Raw genomic sequence first — 17,824 nt, forward strand, 5'->3', positions numbered from 1 at the left:
AGCCGTCCACGGAACGGCGGCCGTCCGGGCCCGCCGCCCCCGGCGGCTAGGCTGCACCCCGTGAAGGTCCTCGTCATCGGCGGCGGCGCCCGCGAACACGCCCTGTGCCGCTCTCTGTCCCTCGACCCCGATGTCACCGCTCTGTACTGCGCCCCCGGCAACGCCGGCATCGCAGAGGTGGCCGAACTGCACCCGGTCGACGCGCTCGACGGTGACGCCGTCGCGCGCCTCGCGACCGAGCTGGGCGCCGAGCTGGTGGTCGTCGGCCCGGAGGCGCCGCTCGTCGCCGGGGTCGCCGACGCCGTGCGCGCGGTCGGCATCCCGTGCTTCGGCCCCTCCGGCGAAGCCGCCCAGCTGGAAGGCTCCAAGGCGTTCGCCAAGGACGTCATGGCCGGGGCCGGTGTCCCCACCGCCCGCAGCTACGTCTGCACCACCCCCGCGGAGATCGACGAGGCCCTCGACGCCTTCGGCGCTCCGTACGTCGTCAAGGACGACGGCCTCGCGGCGGGCAAGGGCGTCGTCGTCACCGACGACCTCGCCGCCGCCCGCGACCACGCCCTCTCCTGCGACCGCGTGGTCATCGAGGAGTTCCTCGACGGCCCCGAGGTCAGCCTCTTCGCGATCACCGACGGCATCACCGTGCTGCCGCTCCAGCCCGCCCAGGACTTCAAGCGCGCCCTGGACGGCGACGAGGGCCCGAACACCGGCGGCATGGGCGCCTACTCCCCGCTCCCGTGGGCCGACCCCAAGCTGGTCGACGAGGTCCTCGAAACCGTCCTTCAGCCGACCGTCGACGAGCTCCGCCGCCGGGGCACGCCCTTCTCCGGGCTGCTCTACGCGGGCCTCGCGATCACCTCGCGCGGCGTGCGGGTCATCGAGTTCAACGCCCGCTTCGGCGACCCCGAGACCCAGGTCGTGCTGGCCCGGCTCCGTACGCCGCTGGCCGGTGTGCTGCTCGCCTCCGCCAACGGCACCCTGGACCTGCTCCCGCCGCTGGCGTGGCGCGACGACGCGGCGGTCACCGTCGTGATCGCCTCACAGAACTACCCGGACACGCCGCGCACCGGCGACCCGATCGACGGGCTCGCCGAGGTCGCGGCGCAGGACGCGCCCGATGCGTACGTCCTGCACGCCGGTACCCGTGCCGAGGGCGGCGCGGTGCTGAGCGCGGGCGGCCGGGTCCTCTCGGTGACCGCGACCGGCAAGGACCTCGCAGCGGCCCGTGAGCGCGCCTACACCGCGCTCGGCCGTATCCGCCTCGACGGCTCCCAGCACCGGACGGACATCGCCCTGAAGGCCGCCGGAGGCGTCGGAGGCTGATCCCGCCGGCCACCCCGCCCCTGCCCCATGGAGTGAACAGAGGAAGTGCACAGACGCGAAGCCGCAGCCCTGCCCTACGGACGCGGACACGTCAGCAGCTTTGCCCAAAGCCATTCCATCGAGTGACGACTGGGCCAGACGGATGACGCCCGCCGGGACCCCAACTAGGGTGCGGCGCAAGCGTTCCGGCACTTGGCCCACCGGCATTGCGGTGTCGGTGACGGGTGCCACAGTGGGGGAGTGAGCAACCGCCGCGGGGCAGAGGGGGTGGCATCCGGCCGTGTCCGGTATCGACGTGGGTGAGGAGCTGGGTGCGCGGGCCGCACAGGCCCGGGCGCTCGCCCTGCTGCGGATCCGCAGCAGGGCACTGGCCGTGGTGATCACGCCCGCGGCCGTGGCCGTCGTGCTGTTCGCCGCGGGCGCCCAAGGGCACCTCGGCGGGCCCGTCTGGGACGGTGTGCGCTGGGCGGTGCTCGGGGTCGCCGTCGTGGTGCTGCTGGTGGCCGCCGCCGTCGTGGTGTCCGTCGCACGGGCCCGGCCCGCCGTGAGCCCCATCGTTCCCGTGGCGGAGGAAGGGGCCCCCGACCTCTACCGGCTGGTCCGGGACCTGGCCGACCGGCTCGGCGTCCCCGCCCCCTCGGCCATAGCGCTGACCCCGGACTGCGACAGCTGGCTGGAGGACCGCGCCCACCGCAGCAGCGGTGGAGCGAGATCGGAAGCCAGGAACGCGGCCCCCGTCCTGGTGATCGGCTCCCCCTTCCTCTGGTGGATGCGGGTCGCCGAGCTCCGCGCCGTCCTCGCCCCCGTCGTGGCGGGCACCGACTCGTCCGCGCACCCCGACATAGCCGCCGCCCGCCGCTTCGTCCGCGGTCTGGACGCCGCGGTGGCCGACGGCGCCGCCCCCGGCCGGGGCGCGCTGCGCGGGGCGCCCGTGACCTTCGCCGGCTGGATCGCCCGGCTGCTGCTGCGCGCCTGCCGGGAACACGCCGCCGAGATGGAGCGGTGCGTCGCGGCCACGGCCTCCATGCGTGCCCAGGGCGTCGACTACGCACTCCGCATCGCCGCCCAGGAGCAGGTCGGCCTCGCCTACGCGGGCTGGGACCGGCTGCTGACCAGGGTCGCCCTGCCCGCCTGGCGGATGGGCCGCTGGCCCTCCCGGCTGGACGCCGGGGTGGTCTCCGCCCTCACCGAGCTCTCCCGCCGGGACCGGCTGGCCGACGGCTTCACCTCGCGCCTCGGCGAACGTCCCGCCTGCGACCTGCTGGAGGAGCCCGGCATCGCCGACGAGGCCACATCCCTGCTCGCCGCCCGCCTCTTCCACGGCGGCCCGGCGGAGAGCGGTCCGGACTGGGCGCCGGTGGACTGGCAGCAGTATCCCGACGAGGTCGTCGACCGGAAGTGGCGTACGGAGGCGGCCCGGCTGCACCGGGTGCTCGACGCCATGGGGGTCCCCCCGGCCTCCGTGGCCGATCCGGCGGTGCCCACCCTGGCCCGCGTCATGGAGCACCTGGCCGGTCCCGGCGGGCCCGGGGAGGAGCTCGCGGCGGGCATCGGGGCGGCGGTCGCCCGCGACGATGCCCAGGCCCCGGCGCCCGGCCCGGCCCAGCAGACGGCGTCCGCCGCCGCCGACCCCCTCGACCTCTGGGGCCCCGACCCTCTCCCCCTCTTCCCGCTCCAGCCGCCGCGTACGGGCACGGAGCTGCTCGCCGACCACGTCGCCGCCATGGTCTGCTGCGCGGCCGTGGACACGGCGGGCGCGGCCCCCGGCCTCGACTGGCTGGACGGCCCCGCGCTGCTCGTCGACGGCGAGCGCCGGGCGGACCTCGCGGTGCCGGTCCTCAGCCTGGTCGAGGACGGCGACCCGGACCCGCTGCGGTCCTGGCTGGCCGAGGTGGGCGTCCGCTCCGACAAGCCCGTACGGCTGGTGTGACAGCACGCAGAGGCCGGCGTAAAGGCAGAGCCAGGCGGCGTCAAAGCACGCAGCCCCCGGAAGAGGAGGTTCCGTTCACGTCAATCAGCGACGAAGGGTGACGGAGTGCGCGCGTAATGTGATGTGCTGGGGACCGGCGCTGACATCGTGCGCGCCGGAGTTGTCCGGGGACCTGAGGGAGGGGCGCGGCATGGGGGCGGAGCAGATTCGCCGGTGGGAGTCGGGCGCCCTCGCGCACGCGGTGAGCGACCCCTTCGGCCAGGGCCCGCTGCCCTGGCTGCGCGGCAGTGAGAACTACTTCGACGACACCGGCCAGGTCGTCCCCTGGTACGCCGACCTCGGCCGCTCCACCGGCGGCGGCACCCGCACCGCCGACGACGTGCACCGGCAGATCAAGGGCTTCGTCTCGCCCGGAGCGGCCGCCCCCGGCGAGGCCATCGACTTCCACATCACCGTGGACCCGCCCCAGCAGTTCTCCGTGGACGTCTACCGGATCGGTCATTACGGGGGCGACGGCGCGGCCAAGATCACCACGAGCCCGCGCCTCTCCGGCATCGTCCAGCCGCCCCCGCTGGCCGCCGACCGGACCGTCTCCTGCCACCACTGGTGGATGTCCTGGCGGCTCCAGATCCCCACCTACTGGTCGGTCGGCGCGTACGTGGCCGTCCTGACGACCGCCGACGGGTACCGCTCGCACATCCCGTTCACCGTCCGCCACGACCACCCCGCCGACCTGCTGCTCCTGCTCCCGGACATCACCTGGCAGGCGTACAACCTCTATCCGGAGGACGGCCGCACCGGCGCCAGCCTCTACCACGCGTGGGACGAGCGGGGGCGGCTGCTCGGCGAGGAGGACGCGGCCGTCACGATCTCCTTCGACCGCCCGTACGCCGGGGCGGGCCTACCGCTGCACGTGGGGCACGCGTACGACTTCATCCGCTGGGCCGAGCGGTACGGCTACGACCTCGCCTACGCCGACGCCCGTGACCTGCACGCGGGCCGCATCGACCCCAGCCGCTACCGGGGCCTGGTCTTCCCCGGCCACGACGAGTACTGGTCAACGCCCATGCGCCGGGCCGCCGAGCGCGCCCGCGACTGCGGCACGTCGCTCGTCTTCCTCTCCGCCAACACCATGTACTGGCAGGTGGGCCTCGCCCCCTCCGCCTCCGGCATCGCCGACCGCCTGCTGACCTGCCGCAAGCGCCGGGGCCCGGGAAAGTCCGCCCTCTGGCGCGAGGTGGACCGGCCCGAGCAGCAGCTCCTGGGCATCCAGTACGCGGGCCGGGTCCCCGAGCCCAGCCCTCTGGTCGTGCGCAACGCCGAGCACTGGCTCTGGGACGCCGCGGGCGCGGCCGACGGCGACGAGATCCCGGGCCTGGTCGCCGGTGAGGCCGACCGCTACTTCCCCCGTACGAGCCTGCCCGAGCACGACAACCGGATCCTGCTCGCCCACTCCCCGTACCAGGACTCCGAGGGCGCCACCCGACACCAGGAGACCTCGCTCTACCAGGCCCCCTCCGGCGCCCTCGTCTTCGCCTCCGGCACCTTCGCCTGGTCCCCGGCCCTGGACCGCCCGGGCCACACCGACTGCCGGATCCAGCGGGCGACGGCCAACCTCCTCGACCGGATCTGCAAGCGCGACTGACGGCCGGCGGGCGTGTTCAAGGACCCGCTCCCGCCACCGCCCCCTCCGTGCGGGACAATCGGAACCGCTCCTGGATCAATCTACGCGGAGGCACCGTGTCCGGTTTTGTAGAAAAGCCCGAGCCCGTGCAGGTTCCGGGCCTCACCCACCTGCACACCGGCAAGGTACGTGACCTGTACCGGAACGAGGCGGGCGACCTCGTCATGGTCGCCAGCGACCGTATCTCCGCGTACGACTGGGTCCTGCCCTCCGAGATCCCCGACAAGGGCCGCGTCCTCACCCGGCTCTCGCGCTGGTGGTTCGACCAGCTCGCCGACCTGGTGCCCAACCACGTCCTCTCCACCGAGCTGCCGCCCGGCGCCCCGGCGGACTGGGAGGGCCGCACCCTCATCTGCACGTCCCTGCGCATGGTCCAGGTCGAGTGCGTGGCCCGCGGCTATCTCACGGGCTCCGGGCTCGTCGAGTACAACGCCTCCCGTACGGTGTGCGGCATCGGCCTGCCCGAGGGTCTGGTCGACGGTTCCGAGCTGCCCGGCCCGATCTTCACCCCGGCCACGAAGGCGGCCGTAGGCGACCACGACGAGAACGTCAGCTACGAGGAGATCGCCCGCGAGGTCGGCGTGGAGACGGCCGCCGAGCTGCGGCGGACGACACTCGACGTCTACCGCCGGGCCCGGGACGTCGCCCACCAGCGCGGGATCATCCTGGCCGACACCAAGTTCGAGTTCGGCTTCGAGACGACCGAGGACGGCGGCGAGCGGCTGATCATCGCCGACGAGGTGCTGACGCCCGACTCCTCGCGCTTCTGGCCCGCCGCCACCTGGAAGCCGGGCCGTGCGCAGCCGTCGTACGACAAGCAGTTCGTCCGGGACTGGCTGACCTCGCCGGCCTCCGGCTGGGACCGCGCGAGCGAGCAGCCGCCGCCGGCGCTTCCGCAGGAGGTCGTGGACGCGACCCGCGCCAAGTACATCGAGGCGTACGAGGTCCTGACCGGCTCCAACTGGTCGTAGGAGGTACGCAGAAGGCCCCGGTCGATGTCGACCGGGGCCTTCTGTTCTGTGGAGCGGACGACCAGGTTCGAACTGGCGACCTCAACCTTGGCAAGGTTGCGCTCTACCAACTGAGCTACGTCCGCAGTGCGCCGCAGCGCGATGCTCACTATACCCAACCCCGCTCGCGTGCGAGACGAACCGCCGTGTGCCGGTTCTCCGCACCGATCTTGGAGGCGGCCGAGGAGAGGTAGTTGCGGACCGTCCCCTGTGAGAGCGAAGCCCGCTCCGCGATCTCCGCGACCGGCGCCCCGTCCGCCGCCAGTTCGAGCACCTCGGCCTCCCGGGCGGTCAGCGGGGAGTCCCCGGCGGAGATGGCGTCGGCCGCCAACTCCGGGTCGACATAGCGGTTTCCGGCGTGGACGGTACGGATGATCTCGGCGAGCCGCCGGGCGCTGACGGTCTTCGGCACGAACCCGCGTACGCCGGCGGCCAGCGCCCGCTTGAGGTGCCCGGGACGGCCGTGGCTGGTCACGATCATGGTGCGGCAGCCGGGCAGTGCGCTGCGGAGCGATGTGGCGATCTTCACACCGTCCGCGCCCGGCATCTGGAGGTCGAGGACGGCGACATCGGGCCGGTGCGCGAGGGCCATGGCGAGCGCCTCGGGGCCGCTCGCCGCCTCCGCGACCACCACGAGGTCGTCCTCCAGGGCGAGCAGCGCGGCCAGGGCGCCCCGGATCAGGTGCTCGTCGTCGGCGAGCAGGACCCGCACGGGCCGGCCGGCGGAGTCTTCGGTGGTCATCTTCGCTCCGAGTGGGCGGTACGGGAGGTGGTCATCGTCCCTCCGGGGCACGGGTCCGGGTGGCGGGGGAGGGGCGGGCGGCCGGAGCCGTGAGCGGGACCGTCGCCGTGACCCGGAACAGGCCGTCCCCGGCCGTTCCGGCCTCCAGCGACCCGCCCAGGGCCGCGAGCCGCTCGCGCAGCCCGGCCAGGCCGGAGCCGCCACCCACCTCGGAGACCGCCCCCGCCCCGTCGTTCTCGACCTCCAGCACGACCGCGCCCGCCGCCGTCGTGAGCCGGATCACGCAGTGCCGGGGGTCGCCGTGGCGCAGGACGTTGGTCGCCGCCTCACGGACCACCCAGCCGAGGGCGGCCTGGACGGCCAAAGGCGCCCCGATGCCCGCCGGGCCGTCGGCGCCCTTGACGGTGCAGGTGATCCCGGCGGCCTCCAACACGCCCTTGGCGCCGAGCAGTTCGGTGGGCAGGTCGGCCTCGCGGTAGCCCCGTACGACATCACGTACCTCCTGCTGGGAGGCTCGGGCGATCCGCTGCACCTCGACCATCTGGTCCACGGCCGCCGCGTTCCCGCGCTGGGCCAGTTCCACGGCGAGCTCGCTCTTCAGCGCGATCACCGCCAGGTTCCGGCCCAGCACGTCGTGCATGTCCCGGCCGAACCGCAGCCGTTCCTCCGCCACCGCCAGCCGGGCCTGCATGTCCCGCGCCTCCTCGGCCTGCCACATCACGGTCAGGCTCCAGGCGCTCGGCCGACCCGAGACGAGCACCAGCAGGAAGACGACGAACAGTGAGAAGGCCGCCCCGAAGAGCAGTCGGCCGGGCACCCCGACAGCCGCCAGCAGCGCCACGACCGCCACCGCGAAGGCCGCGCACTGGAGTACGTACTTCCGGACGGGCACGATGAGCACGTACGGCGTCGCGAAAGCCAGGGGCAGGTCCAGTACCAGCAGGGCCAGTCCAGCGTCCGCGACCCCGCCCACCGCCGCGAGGGCCACCAGCAGCCCGGTCAGCACCGCCAGCAGCACCGCGGGGAGCCGCAGCCGCCGCAGCGGGAAGGGCTCCACGCCCCGGTAGTGAGCAAAGGCGGGGGACACGTTGCGGTTGCTCAGCAGGCACTGGCCGGCGTTCACCGTGAGGAAAGCCACCGCCAGGGAGACCGCCACCGGGCCCTGGCCGAAGGCCTTGCCGAGCGGCAGCAGACCCCAGGTGACGAGGAAGACCCAGGGGAGCGAGCAGAGCGTGACCCGGGTGTAGAGGTCGATGCGCTGGAGCTTGGTGCGCTCGTGCCAGCCGCGCCGCAACCCCCGTACTCGCCCGATCACCTCGTTCAGCTCCTTCACGTCGTCCCTGTGGCTCCGTCCGGCGCGCTCCGCTGTCAGCCCCGCGGGTCCCAGCGGAACCACCGCTGCACAGCAAACACCGCGAACGCGGTCCAGGCCAGCGCCGCCACCCCGGCCGTGAGCAGGTCGCCGCCCTCCACACCGCCCAGCCAACCGTGCCGGATGAGGGTCATCACGCCGGTCAGCGGCAGCAGCTCGAACACCGAGGCCAGGCCGTCCGGGAAGATGTCCAGCGGGACGAGGATCCCGGAGCCGAAGAGCGAGACGAAGAACAGCGGCAACGTGGTGAGCTGCGAGGTCTGGACCGTCCGGGTCACCGCGGAGGTCGCGGCCGCCAGGCCGGCCATCATCGCGAGACCCACCAGCAGCCCCGCCAGGAACAGCTCGGGCCGCTTCGGCGCACTCAGGTCGAAGGCCACCGCGCCGGCCGCGACCAGCAGGACGACCTGGAGGAGCGCCAGTGCGACGGCGGGCAGCGCGTTGGCGGCCAGGATCTCGCGGTCGGTGACCTCGCCGGTGCGCAGCCGCTTGAGGACGAGCTCCTCGCGCCGGGTGACGTACCCGGTGACGAGGGTCATGTAGACGACCTGGACCAGCACGATGCCGATTCCGCCGGTGAGGGCGGCGCCCGCGATGGAGAGGCCGGTGCCGGCGAGGTCGATCTGCTGGAGCGAGGCCCGGATCGAGAAGATCATCACGACCGGCAGCACCAGGGCGACGAAGATCGCGGACCGGTTGCGGACCAGCAGGATCAGCTCGGCGCGGGCGAGCGCGGTGAGCCGCCGCGCGGAGGCGGAGGCCTTCGAGGGGGATGCGGGGGAGCGGTCGGGGGCCGTGAGGGCGGTGGGCGTGGTCATGCCGTCACCTTCTTCCTGGTCTCGTCCGTGGGCTCGGTCCCCGCCCGGCGCGGGTCGTCGGCGCGGGAGCGGAGCTGGGTGTTCGCGATCTGGAGGAACGCCTCCTCCAGGGAGGCGGAGCGGGCATCCAACCCGAGGAGCCGCACGCCCGACTCCCGGGCCCAGCGCAGCAGTTCGTGCAGGGACTCCTGGAGTTCGGAGGTACGGATCTCGATCCGCTGCCCCTCCGCCGCCGCCCGCAGCGAGAGCGGAAGGTGTCCTGCCGGTACGCCGTCGGGCAGCGTGAACCTGATCCTGGCGGGCTGCGACGCGGTGACCTCGGCGGTCGTCCCGGCCGTCACGATCCGCCCCTGGTGCATGATCGCCAGCCGGTCCGCGAGCGCCTCGGCCTCCTCCAGGTAGTGCGTGGTCAGCAGTACGGTCGTGCCGCCGTCCCGGAGCGTCCGGATCAGCTCCCAGGTGTCGCGCCGGCCCTCCGCGTCCAGCCCCGTCGTCGGCTCGTCCAGGAAGAGCACCTCGGGCCGCGAGGTCAGGGCCAGCGCCAGGTCCAGGCGCCGCTTCTCGCCGCCGGAGAGCTGCTTGACCCGCACCCCCGACCGGCTCGTGAGGTCGACCATCTCCAGGGCCTCGGCGGCGGGGCGGGCGCCGGTGGTGCACGCCGACCACATCCGCGCGGTCTCCATCACCGTGAGGTCGGAGGGGAAGCCGCCCTCCTGGAGCATCACCCCGGTCCGGGGCCGGACGGCGGCGCGTTCGCGGTACGGGTCGTGGCCGAGCACCCTGATGGTCCCGGCGGTCGGGAGGGCCAGTCCCTCGAGGAGCTCCACGGTGGAGGTCTTGCCCGCGCCGTTCGTCCCGAGCAGGGCGAACAACTCGCCGCGGGCCACGGAGAAGGAGACCCCGGTAACGGCCTCGAAGCCGCCTTTGTAGCTGCGGCGGACCCCGTCCGCCGCGATCACCGTCTCCGCGTCTGCCGGGCCACCTGTCGTTCGGTCGCTGTGAAAGTCGTCGCTGGTCATGCTTCGAGCGTCTCCCCGGACCGGGCCCGCGAGCGGTGCGCGCTGTCACCACTGCTCATGACAAACGTCATGGGAAAGGGACGGGGAGAAGAACGACAAAGGCCCTGACCGAATCGGTCAGGGCCTTTGTCTCTGTGGAGCGGACGACCAGGTTCGAACTGGCGACCTCAACCTTGGCAAGGTTGCGCTCTACCAACTGAGCTACGTCCGCAGTGCAGCCACTCGGCTTTCACCGGTGGAGCGAGCACTACTCTACCTGATCCAACGGAGTGGTCTGAAGAGTTGTGCAGAGCGGGTGACAGGAATTGCACACTGCGCCTTCCCCCTGGAAGGGGGATGTTCTACTACTGAACTACACCCGCACGCGGCTCGGGATCCGGCCTTTCGGCCTCGCCCCTCGGCGTGCTCCAGACTCTAGCCGACCTGCGGGGGTGTCGCGCAAGTCGGCTCCCGGCGGGTCTCCCGGAGCGGGTCGCCGGCCGGCTCCCCGGACCCCGGTCCCGCTCCTGCGTACCCCGCCCGCACCCCGCCTGACGGAGCGTCCGCCGCTCGGAGCATCCAGCTCCTGGGGCGTCCGCCGCCCCGGAGGGCGGACGCTCATGCCCCCGGCTCAGTCCGCCGCGTTGAACGCCTCGTAGACCTTCTTCGGGATCCGGCCGCGGGCCGGCACCTCCATCCGGTGCGAGCGGGCCCAGGCGCGGACGGCCGCGGGGTCCGGGGCGAGGGAGGTGTGGTGGTACGAGGCGGGGGTCCTGCCGTGCTTACTGGCATTTGTCTGCTTTCGGCCGGCCGCCACGTAAGGGGCCAGAGCCTTCCGCAGTTTCTTCGCGTTGGCGGGATTGAGGTCGATCTCGTACGTCTTCCCGTCCAGGGCGAAGGTGACCGTTTCCGCCGCTGTTCCCCCGTCGAGGTCGTCGGAGAGCGTAACCACTACGCGCTGGGCCACGGATATCGGTCCTTTCCTACGGCCTCGGCGCGTCGGACGTGCGCCGGTGGGCCGGCCTTCCGGCTGTTAGGCGGATACGGATCGACTGCTGTCGACTGTTCCGGTGTTCCCGGGGCAATGCTGCTTTCCCCGGTAATCATTTGTACAGCGGTGGGTGCCGCATTGTGAAGCCCAGCCAATTACATCCGCGTGTCCGTGCGCAATCCGGCGCATGATTTTTTCCCAGGACTTTTCCCGCATGTTGTCACGGCCGATATCCCGGCGTGATCTGCGCCGAGCCCTCCCCCTCTCCTCCGTCACGCCCGTTCCGTCCGATATCTACTCGCGTAGAATTTTCGGCCAGGTACGCTGAGTGGACCCGCGGGGGTCTGGGGAACCCCCCGGAGAGACAGCCGCACCACACCACCACACCGGGAGTGCCAGTGGCACGCGTCGTAGTCGACGTCATGCTCAAGCCGGAGATCCTCGACCCGCAGGGACAGGCGGTGCAGCGTGCGCTGCCCCGTCTCGGCTTTGAGGGAATCGCGGACGTTCGTCAGGGAAAGCGTTTCGAGCTGGAGGTCGAGGGGCCGGTGGACGACGCCGCCCTCGCCCGGATTAACGAGATGGCCGAGACCTTCCTCGCCAACACCGTCATCGAGGACTTCGTCGTGAGGGTGGAGGAGGAGAAGTGACCACCCGTATCGGCGTCGTCACTTTTCCCGGCACCCTCGACGATCAGGACGCTCTGCGGGCTGTCCGGATCGCGGGCGCGGAGCCCGTGTCGCTGTGGCACCGCGACAAGGACCTGCACCAGGTCGACGCGGTCGTCCTGGCCGGCGGTTTCTCCTACGGGGACTACCTGCGGGCCGGCGCGATCTCGCGCTTCTCGCCGGTGATGGAGCCGCTCATCGAGCAGGCGAAGGCCGGTATGCCGGTCCTCGGCATCTGCAACGGCTTCCAGATCCTGACCGAGGCGCACCTGCTGCCCGGCGCGATGCTGCGCAACAACCACCTGCACTTCATCTGCCGCGACCAGAGCCTGCGGGTGGAGAACGCGGAGACCGCCTGGACCTCGGACTACAGCGCCGGCCAGGAGATCAAGGTCCCGCTCAAGAACATGGACGGCCGGTACACCGCCGACGAGCGCACGCTCGACGAGCTGGAGGCCGAGGGCCGCGTCGCCTTCCGCTACCTGGACGGCAACCCCAACGGCTCGCTCCGTGACATCGCGGGCATCACCAACGCCGCGGGCAACATCGTCGGCTTGATGCCGCACCCGGAGCACGCCGTGGAGCCGCTCATCGGCACCGGCCGCACCGACGGCCTCGGTTTCTTCACCTCGATCATCAAGAAGCTGGTCAACGCATGAGCCTGGATACGGTCAAGCACGCGGCCGAGACCCCGGACGCCGAGCAGCCCTGGAAGGAGCTCGGCCTCAAGGAGGACGAGTACACCCGGATCCGCGAGATCCTGGGCCGCCGTCCCACCGGCGCCGAGCTCGCCATGTACTCGGTCATGTGGTCGGAGCACTGTTCGTACAAGAGCAGCAAGGTCCACCTGAAGCAGTTCGGCGAGAAGGTCCCCGCCAACGACGCCATGCTCGTCGGCATCGGCGAGAACGCCGGCGTCGTCGACGTCGGCCAGGGATACGCGGTCACCTTCAAGGTCGAGTCGCACAACCACCCCTCGTACATCGAGCCCTACCAGGGCGCGGCCACCGGCATCGGCGGCATCGTCCGCGACATCCTCGCCATGGGTGCCCGCCCGATCGCGGTCGTCGACCCGCTGCGCTTCGGCGCGGCCGACCACCCCGACACCAAGCGCGTCCTGCCGGGCGTCGTCGCGGGCATCGGCGGTTACGGCAACTGCCTGGGCCTGCCGAACATCGGCGGCGAGGTCGTCTTCGACGCCTGCTACCAGGGCAACCCGCTGGTCAACGCCGGCTGCATCGGCGTGATGAAGCACGAGGACATCCACCTCGCGCAGGCGTCGGGCCCCGGCAACAAGGTCATCCTGTACGGCGCCCGCACCGGCGGCGACGGCATCGGCGGCGTCTCCGTGCTGGCTAGCGAGACCTTCGAGTCCACCGGCCCGGCCAAGCGCCCCGCGGTCCAGGTCGGCGACCCGTTCCAGGAGAAGCTCCTCATCGAGTGCACCCTGGAGATCTTCAAGGAGAAGCTCGTCGCGGGCATCCAGGACCTCGGTGGCGCCGGGCTCTCCTGCGCCACCAGCGAGCTGGCCTCCGCCGGTTCCGGCGGTATGCGCGTCGAGCTGGACACCGTGCCACTGCGCGACTCCTCCCTCTCGCCCGAGGAGATCCTCATGAGCGAGTCGCAGGAGCGCATGTGCGCGATCGTCGAGCCGCGGCACGTGGACCGCTTCCTGGAGATCTGCGAGAAGTGGGACGTCATCGCCACCGTCATCGGTGAGGTGACCGACGGCTCCCAGCTGGAGATCTTCTGGCACGGCGAGCAGATCGTGGACGTCCCGCCGCGCTCGGTGGCCCACGAGGGCCCGACCTACCACCGGCCGTTCGCCCGCCCGTCCTGGCAGGACGCGCTCCAGGCGGACGACGCCGGAAAGCTCGCCCGCCCCGCGAGCGCCGCCGAGCTCCGTGAGCAGGTCCTGAAGCTGGTCGCCTCGCCGAACCAGGCCTCCAAGGCGTGGATCACCGACCAGTACGACCGCTTCGTGCAGGGCAACACCGTCCTGGCGATGCCCGAGGACGCGGGCATGGTCCGCATCGACGCCGAGTCGAACCTGGGCGTGGCGATGGCGACCGACGGCAACGGCCGGTACGCCAAGCTCGACCCGTACACCGGCGCGCAGCTCGCGCTGGCGGAGTCGTACCGCAACGTCGCCGCCTCCGGCGCCAAGCCGCTCGCCATCTCGGACTGCCTCAACTTCGGCTCCCCGGAGGACCCGGACGTCATGTGGCAGTTCGCCGAGGCCACCCGTGGTCTCGCGGACGGCTGCCTGGAGCTGGGCACCCCCGTCACCGGCGGCAACGTCTCGCTCTACAACCAGACCGGTGAGACGGCCATCCACCCGACGCCGGTCGTGGCCGTGCTCGGTGTGATCGACGACGTCACCCGGCGTACGCCGGTCGCGTTCGCGGAGGAGGGCCAGCTCCTCTACCTGCTGGGCGACACCCACGAGGAGTTCGGCGGCTCGGCCTGGTCCGAGGTCGTCCACCAGCACCTCGGCGGCCTGCCGCCCAAGGTGGACCTCGGCCGCGAGAAGCTGCTCGCCGAGATCCTCATCTCTGCCTCGCGCGACGGCATGATCGACGCCGCGCACGACCTGAGCGACGGCGGCCTGATCCAGGCGGTCACCGAGTCCTGCCTGCGCGGCGGGAAGGGTGCCCGGCTGGTCGTGCCGGACGGCCTGGACACGTTCACGTTCCTCTTCTCCGAGTCGGCGGGGCGCGCGGTCGTCTCGATCCCGCGCAGCGAGGAGCTCCGCTTCAACGACATGTGCGGCGCACGGGGTCTGCCCGTCGCCCGGATCGGTGTCGTGGACGGCGAGGAGATCGAGATCCAGGGCGAGTTCAGCATCCCGCTGAGTGAGCTCCGTACGGCGCACGAGGCGACGATCCCCGCGCTGCTCGCCTGAGCCCGCGTGTCGTCCGAGCCCCCGCCCGGGCCATCCGGGCGGGGGCTTCGGCGTTCTCTCGGACTCTTCTTCGAAGCCGTCGCGAACTCTCTTGATAGAAATTACGTAATTACGTAAGGTTGGTGTCATGGAGCTGGAGAGGCGGGTCGCCGAGCTGGAGAGGCGGCTCACGGCGCTGGAGCGGCAGGACCGAGAGTCCCCCCGCCTGGGCGACGGCGACTTCTGGGCGCTGGACGGGCTGAAGCAGCAGCTCGCCGGTGTCGGGGAGGCCGGGGCCGACGGGGGAGTGCTCTTCACCGGCGCGGTCCGGCTGCCCACCGGCGAGAGTTACGAGTGGCAGTACGGCGCCCTCGCCGGCGCCCTGCTCACAGGGCCTCTGCCCGAGGGGGAGGGTCCAGCGGATGAGTGCCGACCCGACGACGCGTCGGCGACGGCGGACTCACTCGCCGCGCTCGGCCACCCGGTACGGCTGCGCCTGCTCCGCGAGATCCTCGGCGGCCGCCGTACCGCCGCCGAACTGGCCGCACTCGACGCGGTCGGCACCACCGGCCAGATCTACCACCACCTGCGCCAGCTGACCGGCGCGGGCTGGCTGCACACCACCGGCCGCGGCCGGTACGAGGTGCCGGCCGCCCGGGTGGTGCCGCTGCTGGTGGTGCTGACGGCGGCGCGGCCCTGACCGGAACGACCGACACGACGCCATGGGGGAGACATGTCCGTCCGCACCGTCCTCGCGACCGCCCTGCGACTGTCCTGGCTGGTCCTGATCGCGCTGGTGGTCAGCGAGTTCTTCACGGATCTGCCCGGACCGGGGTGGGTGACCACCCTGCTGCCCGCCGGGGTCGTCCTCGTCCTCATGGTGGCCGTGATGACCCTGCAGGCCCGGGCCGCCGCACCCCGGCGCGAACCGCGCGACCCGGTCGAGGTCGCCCCACCGGTGACCGGCCGCTGGACGGCCCTCAACAGTCCGGCCGACAAGGTGCCGAGCCACGGGACGCACATCTACGGGCAGACGTACGCGATCGACATCGTGGCCGAGCGGGAGGAAGGGGGCGGTGAGGCCTCGGCCCGCCCCCGGTTCCGGTGGCTCTGGCCGCTCTTCCGCCGCAACCGCGTCTTCCCGGCCTTCGGCGCCCCGCTGCTCGCGGTGGCCGACGCCACCGTCGTCCGGGCGAGCGACGGCCAGCGCGACCACCTGAGCCGCAACTCGCTGCCCGCGCTCGCCTACCTGATGCTCATCGAGGGGAACGTCCGCTCGATCGTCGGTGCGCACCGGGTCATCGGCAACCACGTGATCCTCGACCTCGGCGACGGGACGTACGCCGTCTACGCCCACGCACAGCGCGGCTCGCTCCGGGTGAAGGCCGGGGACACAGTCCGGGCCGGGCAGCCGATCGCGCGTTGCGGCAACTCCGGGAACACCACCGAGCCCCACCTCCACTTCCACCTGATGGACGGCCCGGACCTCGATGCGGCCCGGGGCGTCCCGTTCACCTGGCGCGGCCTCGAACTGCCGGCGAACGGCGAGACGTTCACCGTCGCGGACCGGGCCGAAGGGGTCTGACCGAACGGTGTCCATGGGGCCGGTTAGCGGTTAACCTCGGCACCATGCCTCCGGCCAAGAAGCGCCCACGCGCCTACGATTACCTCAAGACCCAGGCGGCGGTGCTCGCCCAGTTCGCCCATGTCCACGATGCCGTAAGGACTTTGACGCCTGATCAGCTCGCCCGGCCGACCCGGCTCGGCGACTGGACGGTCCGCGAGCTGGCCGTGCACGTCGCGACGGGATTCGTCGGCATCAGCCAGGCCCTGGCCCCTCCGGAGCCGCCCGGTTCCCAGCCCGAGGTGACCCTGCTGGGCTATCCCTCGGTCACCGCCCCGTTCGCCGCCTGGGTCGCCGAGGACGCCGAGAAGGTGGCGGCCGACCGCCCCGACCTCACCGCGCTGTTCGAGGAGGTGGAGACGGAGGTCACCGCCGCCGTCCCGGCCTCGGGCACGGGGGAGCGGCTGGTGGCCGCCGTGGTCGGCTCCATGCGGCTGACCGACTTCCTGGTCACCCGGGCCGTCGAACTGGTCGTCCACACGGACGATCTGAACGAGGCGCTCGGCTCGGATGTTCCGCTCGACCGGCAGGCGCTGGCCGCCTGTACCCGGATGCTGGTGGACACGCTCGCGGACCGGGCGCCCGGCGGCTCGGTCGAGGTGCGCGTCCCGCCGTTCGCGGTGGTCCAGTGCATCGGCGGGCCCCAGCACACCCGGGGTACCCCGCCCAACGTCGTGGAGACCGACCCGCTGACCTGGATCCGGCTCGCCACCGGGCGTACGGAGTGGGCGCGGGCCCTGGCGGACGCCGAGGTCAGTGCGAGCGGCGAGCGCGCCGATCTCGGCGCGTTGCTGCCCTTGATGGGCTGAGGGACACCGGGCGACGGAACCGGATCGGGGGCCCGGCCCGTCCCATCGCCATGCACACACAACGTATGGCAGTCAGCGTCAGCGTCCTGGCCCTCCTCACCCTCGCCGCCTGCGGTACGGAGTCGGGTTCCGGCTCCGGCTCCGGTGACGGCAGCGACACCGTGCAGAGCGATGTGCCCGTCACGGGGGTGGCCTGGAGCGTCGACTCCATGACCGTCGGCGGGAGGAAGACCGAGGCCCCGGAGGGCTCCCGGCTGGAGTTCGACCCGAAGGGCCGGGCCAAGGCCGGCTTCGGGTGCAACCACATCAGCGCGGACTCCCGGGTGGAGGGCGACCGGATCACCCTGGCCGAGCCCGTCTCCACGCAGATGGCGTGCGACGAGAAGACCGAGAAGTTCGAGAAGGCCGCCCTCGCCGCGATGGACGGCGAACTCACCGCGAAGGTCTTCGGCGAGAAGCTGACCCTCACCACCGAGGGCGGCGACACCTTCGCGCTCAGCGAGGAGAAGCCGGCCGACCTGGTCGGCACCCGGTGGGCGGTGACCACCCTGCTCAGCGGCGGGACGGCGACCTCCGTGCCCGCCGGCCTCCCGAAGGAGCGGGTGCCCCACCTGACCTTCGGCGAGGACGGCACCGTGCACGGCAACTCCGGCTGCAACTCCTTCCACGGCAAGGCCGAGGTCAAGGGCTCCACGATCACCTTCGGCCCGCCGGCCGGCACCCGGAAGATGTGCCCGGAGGCGGAGATGGAGGTGGAGCGCGCGGTCCTCGCGGCCCTGGACGGCCCGGCGACGTACACGATCAAGGGCTCCACGCTCACCGTCACGTCGAAGGACGGCAAGGGCGTCGGCGCCACGGCCACCCCCGCGACGGCCGAGGGCGCCCAGGAACACGGCTGAATCCGGCCCCTCGGTGTGAGGCTCACCACGAAACGAGCGTTCGGCCGACGGTTGGGGCGGGTTCGGGGCAGGTTC

At 72.1% G+C, this 17,824-nt stretch carries 16 protein-coding genes and 3 tRNA genes; 11 read left to right on the forward strand and 8 right to left on the reverse strand.

Annotated features, from left to right (window positions below):
• Nucleotides 1-60 precede the first annotated feature (60 nt).
• The 4 genes from purD to AMK21_RS07860 all read left to right on the forward strand — a co-directional run bounded on the left by purD (nucleotide 61) and on the right by AMK21_RS07860 (nucleotide 5,905).
• On the forward strand, nucleotides 61-1,320 hold the full coding sequence (purD, locus tag AMK21_RS07845) for a phosphoribosylamine--glycine ligase (RefSeq protein ID WP_073875443.1): 1,260 nt from the start codon (nucleotides 61-63) through the stop codon (nucleotides 1,318-1,320).
• Between the two features lie 280 nt (nucleotides 1,321-1,600).
• Nucleotides 1,601-3,250, forward strand: a complete 1,650-nt coding sequence (locus AMK21_RS07850; protein WP_073875445.1) for a hypothetical protein — start codon at nucleotides 1,601-1,603, stop codon at nucleotides 3,248-3,250.
• 190 nt (nucleotides 3,251-3,440) lie between these two features.
• Nucleotides 3,441-4,895, forward strand: a complete 1,455-nt coding sequence (locus tag AMK21_RS07855; protein ID WP_073875447.1) for a N,N-dimethylformamidase beta subunit family domain-containing protein — start codon at nucleotides 3,441-3,443, stop codon at nucleotides 4,893-4,895.
• A 95-nt stretch (nucleotides 4,896-4,990) separates the two neighbouring features.
• Nucleotides 4,991-5,905 carry a phosphoribosylaminoimidazolesuccinocarboxamide synthase gene (locus tag AMK21_RS07860; RefSeq protein ID WP_073875449.1) on the forward strand — a complete coding sequence of 305 codons (915 nt, stop codon included), beginning with the start codon at nucleotides 4,991-4,993 and terminating at the stop codon, nucleotides 5,903-5,905.
• A 49-nt stretch (nucleotides 5,906-5,954) separates the two neighbouring features.
• Here AMK21_RS07860 and AMK21_RS07865 read toward each other — a convergent pair.
• The 8 genes from AMK21_RS07865 to AMK21_RS07900 form a co-directional block, all read right to left on the reverse strand.
• Nucleotides 5,955-6,030, reverse strand: a tRNA-Gly gene (locus AMK21_RS07865).
• A gap of 23 nt (nucleotides 6,031-6,053) precedes the next feature.
• The gene (locus tag AMK21_RS07870; protein ID WP_073875451.1) at nucleotides 6,054-6,686 is read right to left on the reverse strand and encodes a response regulator transcription factor; all 633 of its coding nucleotides are present in this window, start codon (nucleotides 6,684-6,686) and stop codon (nucleotides 6,054-6,056) included.
• A gap of 31 nt (nucleotides 6,687-6,717) precedes the next feature.
• Entirely contained in the window at nucleotides 6,718-8,019 is a 1,302-nt protein-coding gene (locus AMK21_RS07875; RefSeq protein WP_073875453.1) for a sensor histidine kinase, read from the reverse strand.
• A 35-nt stretch (nucleotides 8,020-8,054) separates the two neighbouring features.
• Nucleotides 8,055-8,876 (reverse strand): ABC transporter permease, encoded by an 822-nt coding sequence (locus tag AMK21_RS07880; RefSeq protein WP_073875455.1) that lies wholly within the window; start codon nucleotides 8,874-8,876, stop codon nucleotides 8,055-8,057.
• Nucleotides 8,873-9,895, reverse strand: a complete 1,023-nt coding sequence (locus tag AMK21_RS07885; protein WP_073875457.1) for an ABC transporter ATP-binding protein — start codon at nucleotides 9,893-9,895, stop codon at nucleotides 8,873-8,875. The genes AMK21_RS07880 and AMK21_RS07885 overlap by 4 nt, the downstream gene beginning before the upstream one ends.
• Nucleotides 9,896-10,030: 135 nt before the next feature.
• A tRNA-Gly gene (locus tag AMK21_RS07890) sits at nucleotides 10,031-10,106 on the reverse strand.
• Nucleotides 10,107-10,185: 79 nt separating this feature from the next.
• Nucleotides 10,186-10,257: transfer RNA gene (locus AMK21_RS07895), tRNA-Gly, on the reverse strand.
• 248 nt (nucleotides 10,258-10,505) lie between these two features.
• Nucleotides 10,506-10,841 carry a histone-like nucleoid-structuring protein Lsr2 gene (locus AMK21_RS07900; protein ID WP_073875459.1) on the reverse strand — a complete coding sequence of 112 codons (336 nt, stop codon included), beginning with the start codon at nucleotides 10,839-10,841 and terminating at the stop codon, nucleotides 10,506-10,508.
• 422 nt (nucleotides 10,842-11,263) lie between these two features.
• Between AMK21_RS07900 and purS the strand changes: the two genes are divergently transcribed.
• The 7 genes from purS to AMK21_RS07935 all read left to right on the forward strand — a co-directional run bounded on the left by purS (nucleotide 11,264) and on the right by AMK21_RS07935 (nucleotide 17,749).
• Entirely contained in the window at nucleotides 11,264-11,515 is a 252-nt protein-coding gene (purS, locus tag AMK21_RS07905; RefSeq protein WP_073875461.1) for a phosphoribosylformylglycinamidine synthase subunit PurS, read from the forward strand.
• On the forward strand, nucleotides 11,512-12,192 hold the full coding sequence (gene purQ, locus AMK21_RS07910; RefSeq protein ID WP_073875463.1) for a phosphoribosylformylglycinamidine synthase subunit PurQ: 681 nt from the start codon (nucleotides 11,512-11,514) through the stop codon (nucleotides 12,190-12,192). Before purS ends, purQ begins: the two co-directional genes overlap by 4 nt.
• Complete coding sequence (gene purL / locus AMK21_RS07915; protein WP_073875465.1) at nucleotides 12,189-14,438, forward strand: phosphoribosylformylglycinamidine synthase subunit PurL; 2,250 nt, start codon at nucleotides 12,189-12,191, stop codon at nucleotides 14,436-14,438. The genes purQ and purL overlap by 4 nt, the downstream gene beginning before the upstream one ends.
• Nucleotides 14,439-14,565: 127 nt before the next feature.
• Nucleotides 14,566-15,117, forward strand: coding sequence for an ArsR/SmtB family transcription factor (locus AMK21_RS07920; RefSeq protein WP_073875467.1), 552 nt, complete (start codon nucleotides 14,566-14,568; stop codon nucleotides 15,115-15,117).
• 33 nt (nucleotides 15,118-15,150) lie between these two features.
• A complete protein-coding gene (locus AMK21_RS07925) occupies nucleotides 15,151-16,002 on the forward strand; it encodes a M23 family metallopeptidase (protein WP_073875469.1) in 852 nt (283 codons plus the stop codon).
• Nucleotides 16,003-16,046: 44 nt separating this feature from the next.
• Nucleotides 16,047-16,850 (forward strand): maleylpyruvate isomerase family mycothiol-dependent enzyme, encoded by an 804-nt coding sequence (locus AMK21_RS07930; RefSeq protein WP_073875471.1) that lies wholly within the window; start codon nucleotides 16,047-16,049, stop codon nucleotides 16,848-16,850.
• 50 nt (nucleotides 16,851-16,900) lie between these two features.
• A complete protein-coding gene (locus AMK21_RS07935; RefSeq protein ID WP_073875473.1) occupies nucleotides 16,901-17,749 on the forward strand; it encodes an META domain-containing protein in 849 nt (282 codons plus the stop codon).
• Nucleotides 17,750-17,824: the final 75 nt, after the last annotated feature.

It is taken from the genome of Streptomyces sp. CB00316, from assembly GCF_001905595.1.
In the GTDB taxonomy this organism is placed as follows: domain Bacteria; phylum Actinomycetota; class Actinomycetes; order Streptomycetales; family Streptomycetaceae; genus Streptomyces.

Coding starts and splice junctions, on each gene's coding strand:
- AMK21_RS07925 (WP_073875469.1), top strand. CDS start 15,151: ATGTCCGTCCGCACCGTCCTCGCGACCGCCCTGCGACTGTCCTGGCTG.
- purL (WP_073875465.1), top strand. CDS start 12,189: ATGAGCCTGGATACGGTCAAGCACGCGGCCGAGACCCCGGACGCCGAG.
- AMK21_RS07920 (WP_073875467.1), top strand. CDS start 14,566: ATGGAGCTGGAGAGGCGGGTCGCCGAGCTGGAGAGGCGGCTCACGGCG.
- AMK21_RS07880 (WP_073875455.1), bottom strand. CDS start 8,876: ATGACCACGCCCACCGCCCTCACGGCCCCCGACCGCTCCCCCGCATCC.
- AMK21_RS07855 (WP_073875447.1), top strand. CDS start 3,441: ATGGGGGCGGAGCAGATTCGCCGGTGGGAGTCGGGCGCCCTCGCGCAC.
- AMK21_RS07935 (WP_073875473.1), top strand. CDS start 16,901: ATGCACACACAACGTATGGCAGTCAGCGTCAGCGTCCTGGCCCTCCTC.
- AMK21_RS07885 (WP_073875457.1), bottom strand. CDS start 9,895: ATGACCAGCGACGACTTTCACAGCGACCGAACGACAGGTGGCCCGGCA.
- AMK21_RS07870 (WP_073875451.1), bottom strand. CDS start 6,686: ATGACCACCGAAGACTCCGCCGGCCGGCCCGTGCGGGTCCTGCTCGCC.
- AMK21_RS07930 (WP_073875471.1), top strand. CDS start 16,047: ATGCCTCCGGCCAAGAAGCGCCCACGCGCCTACGATTACCTCAAGACC.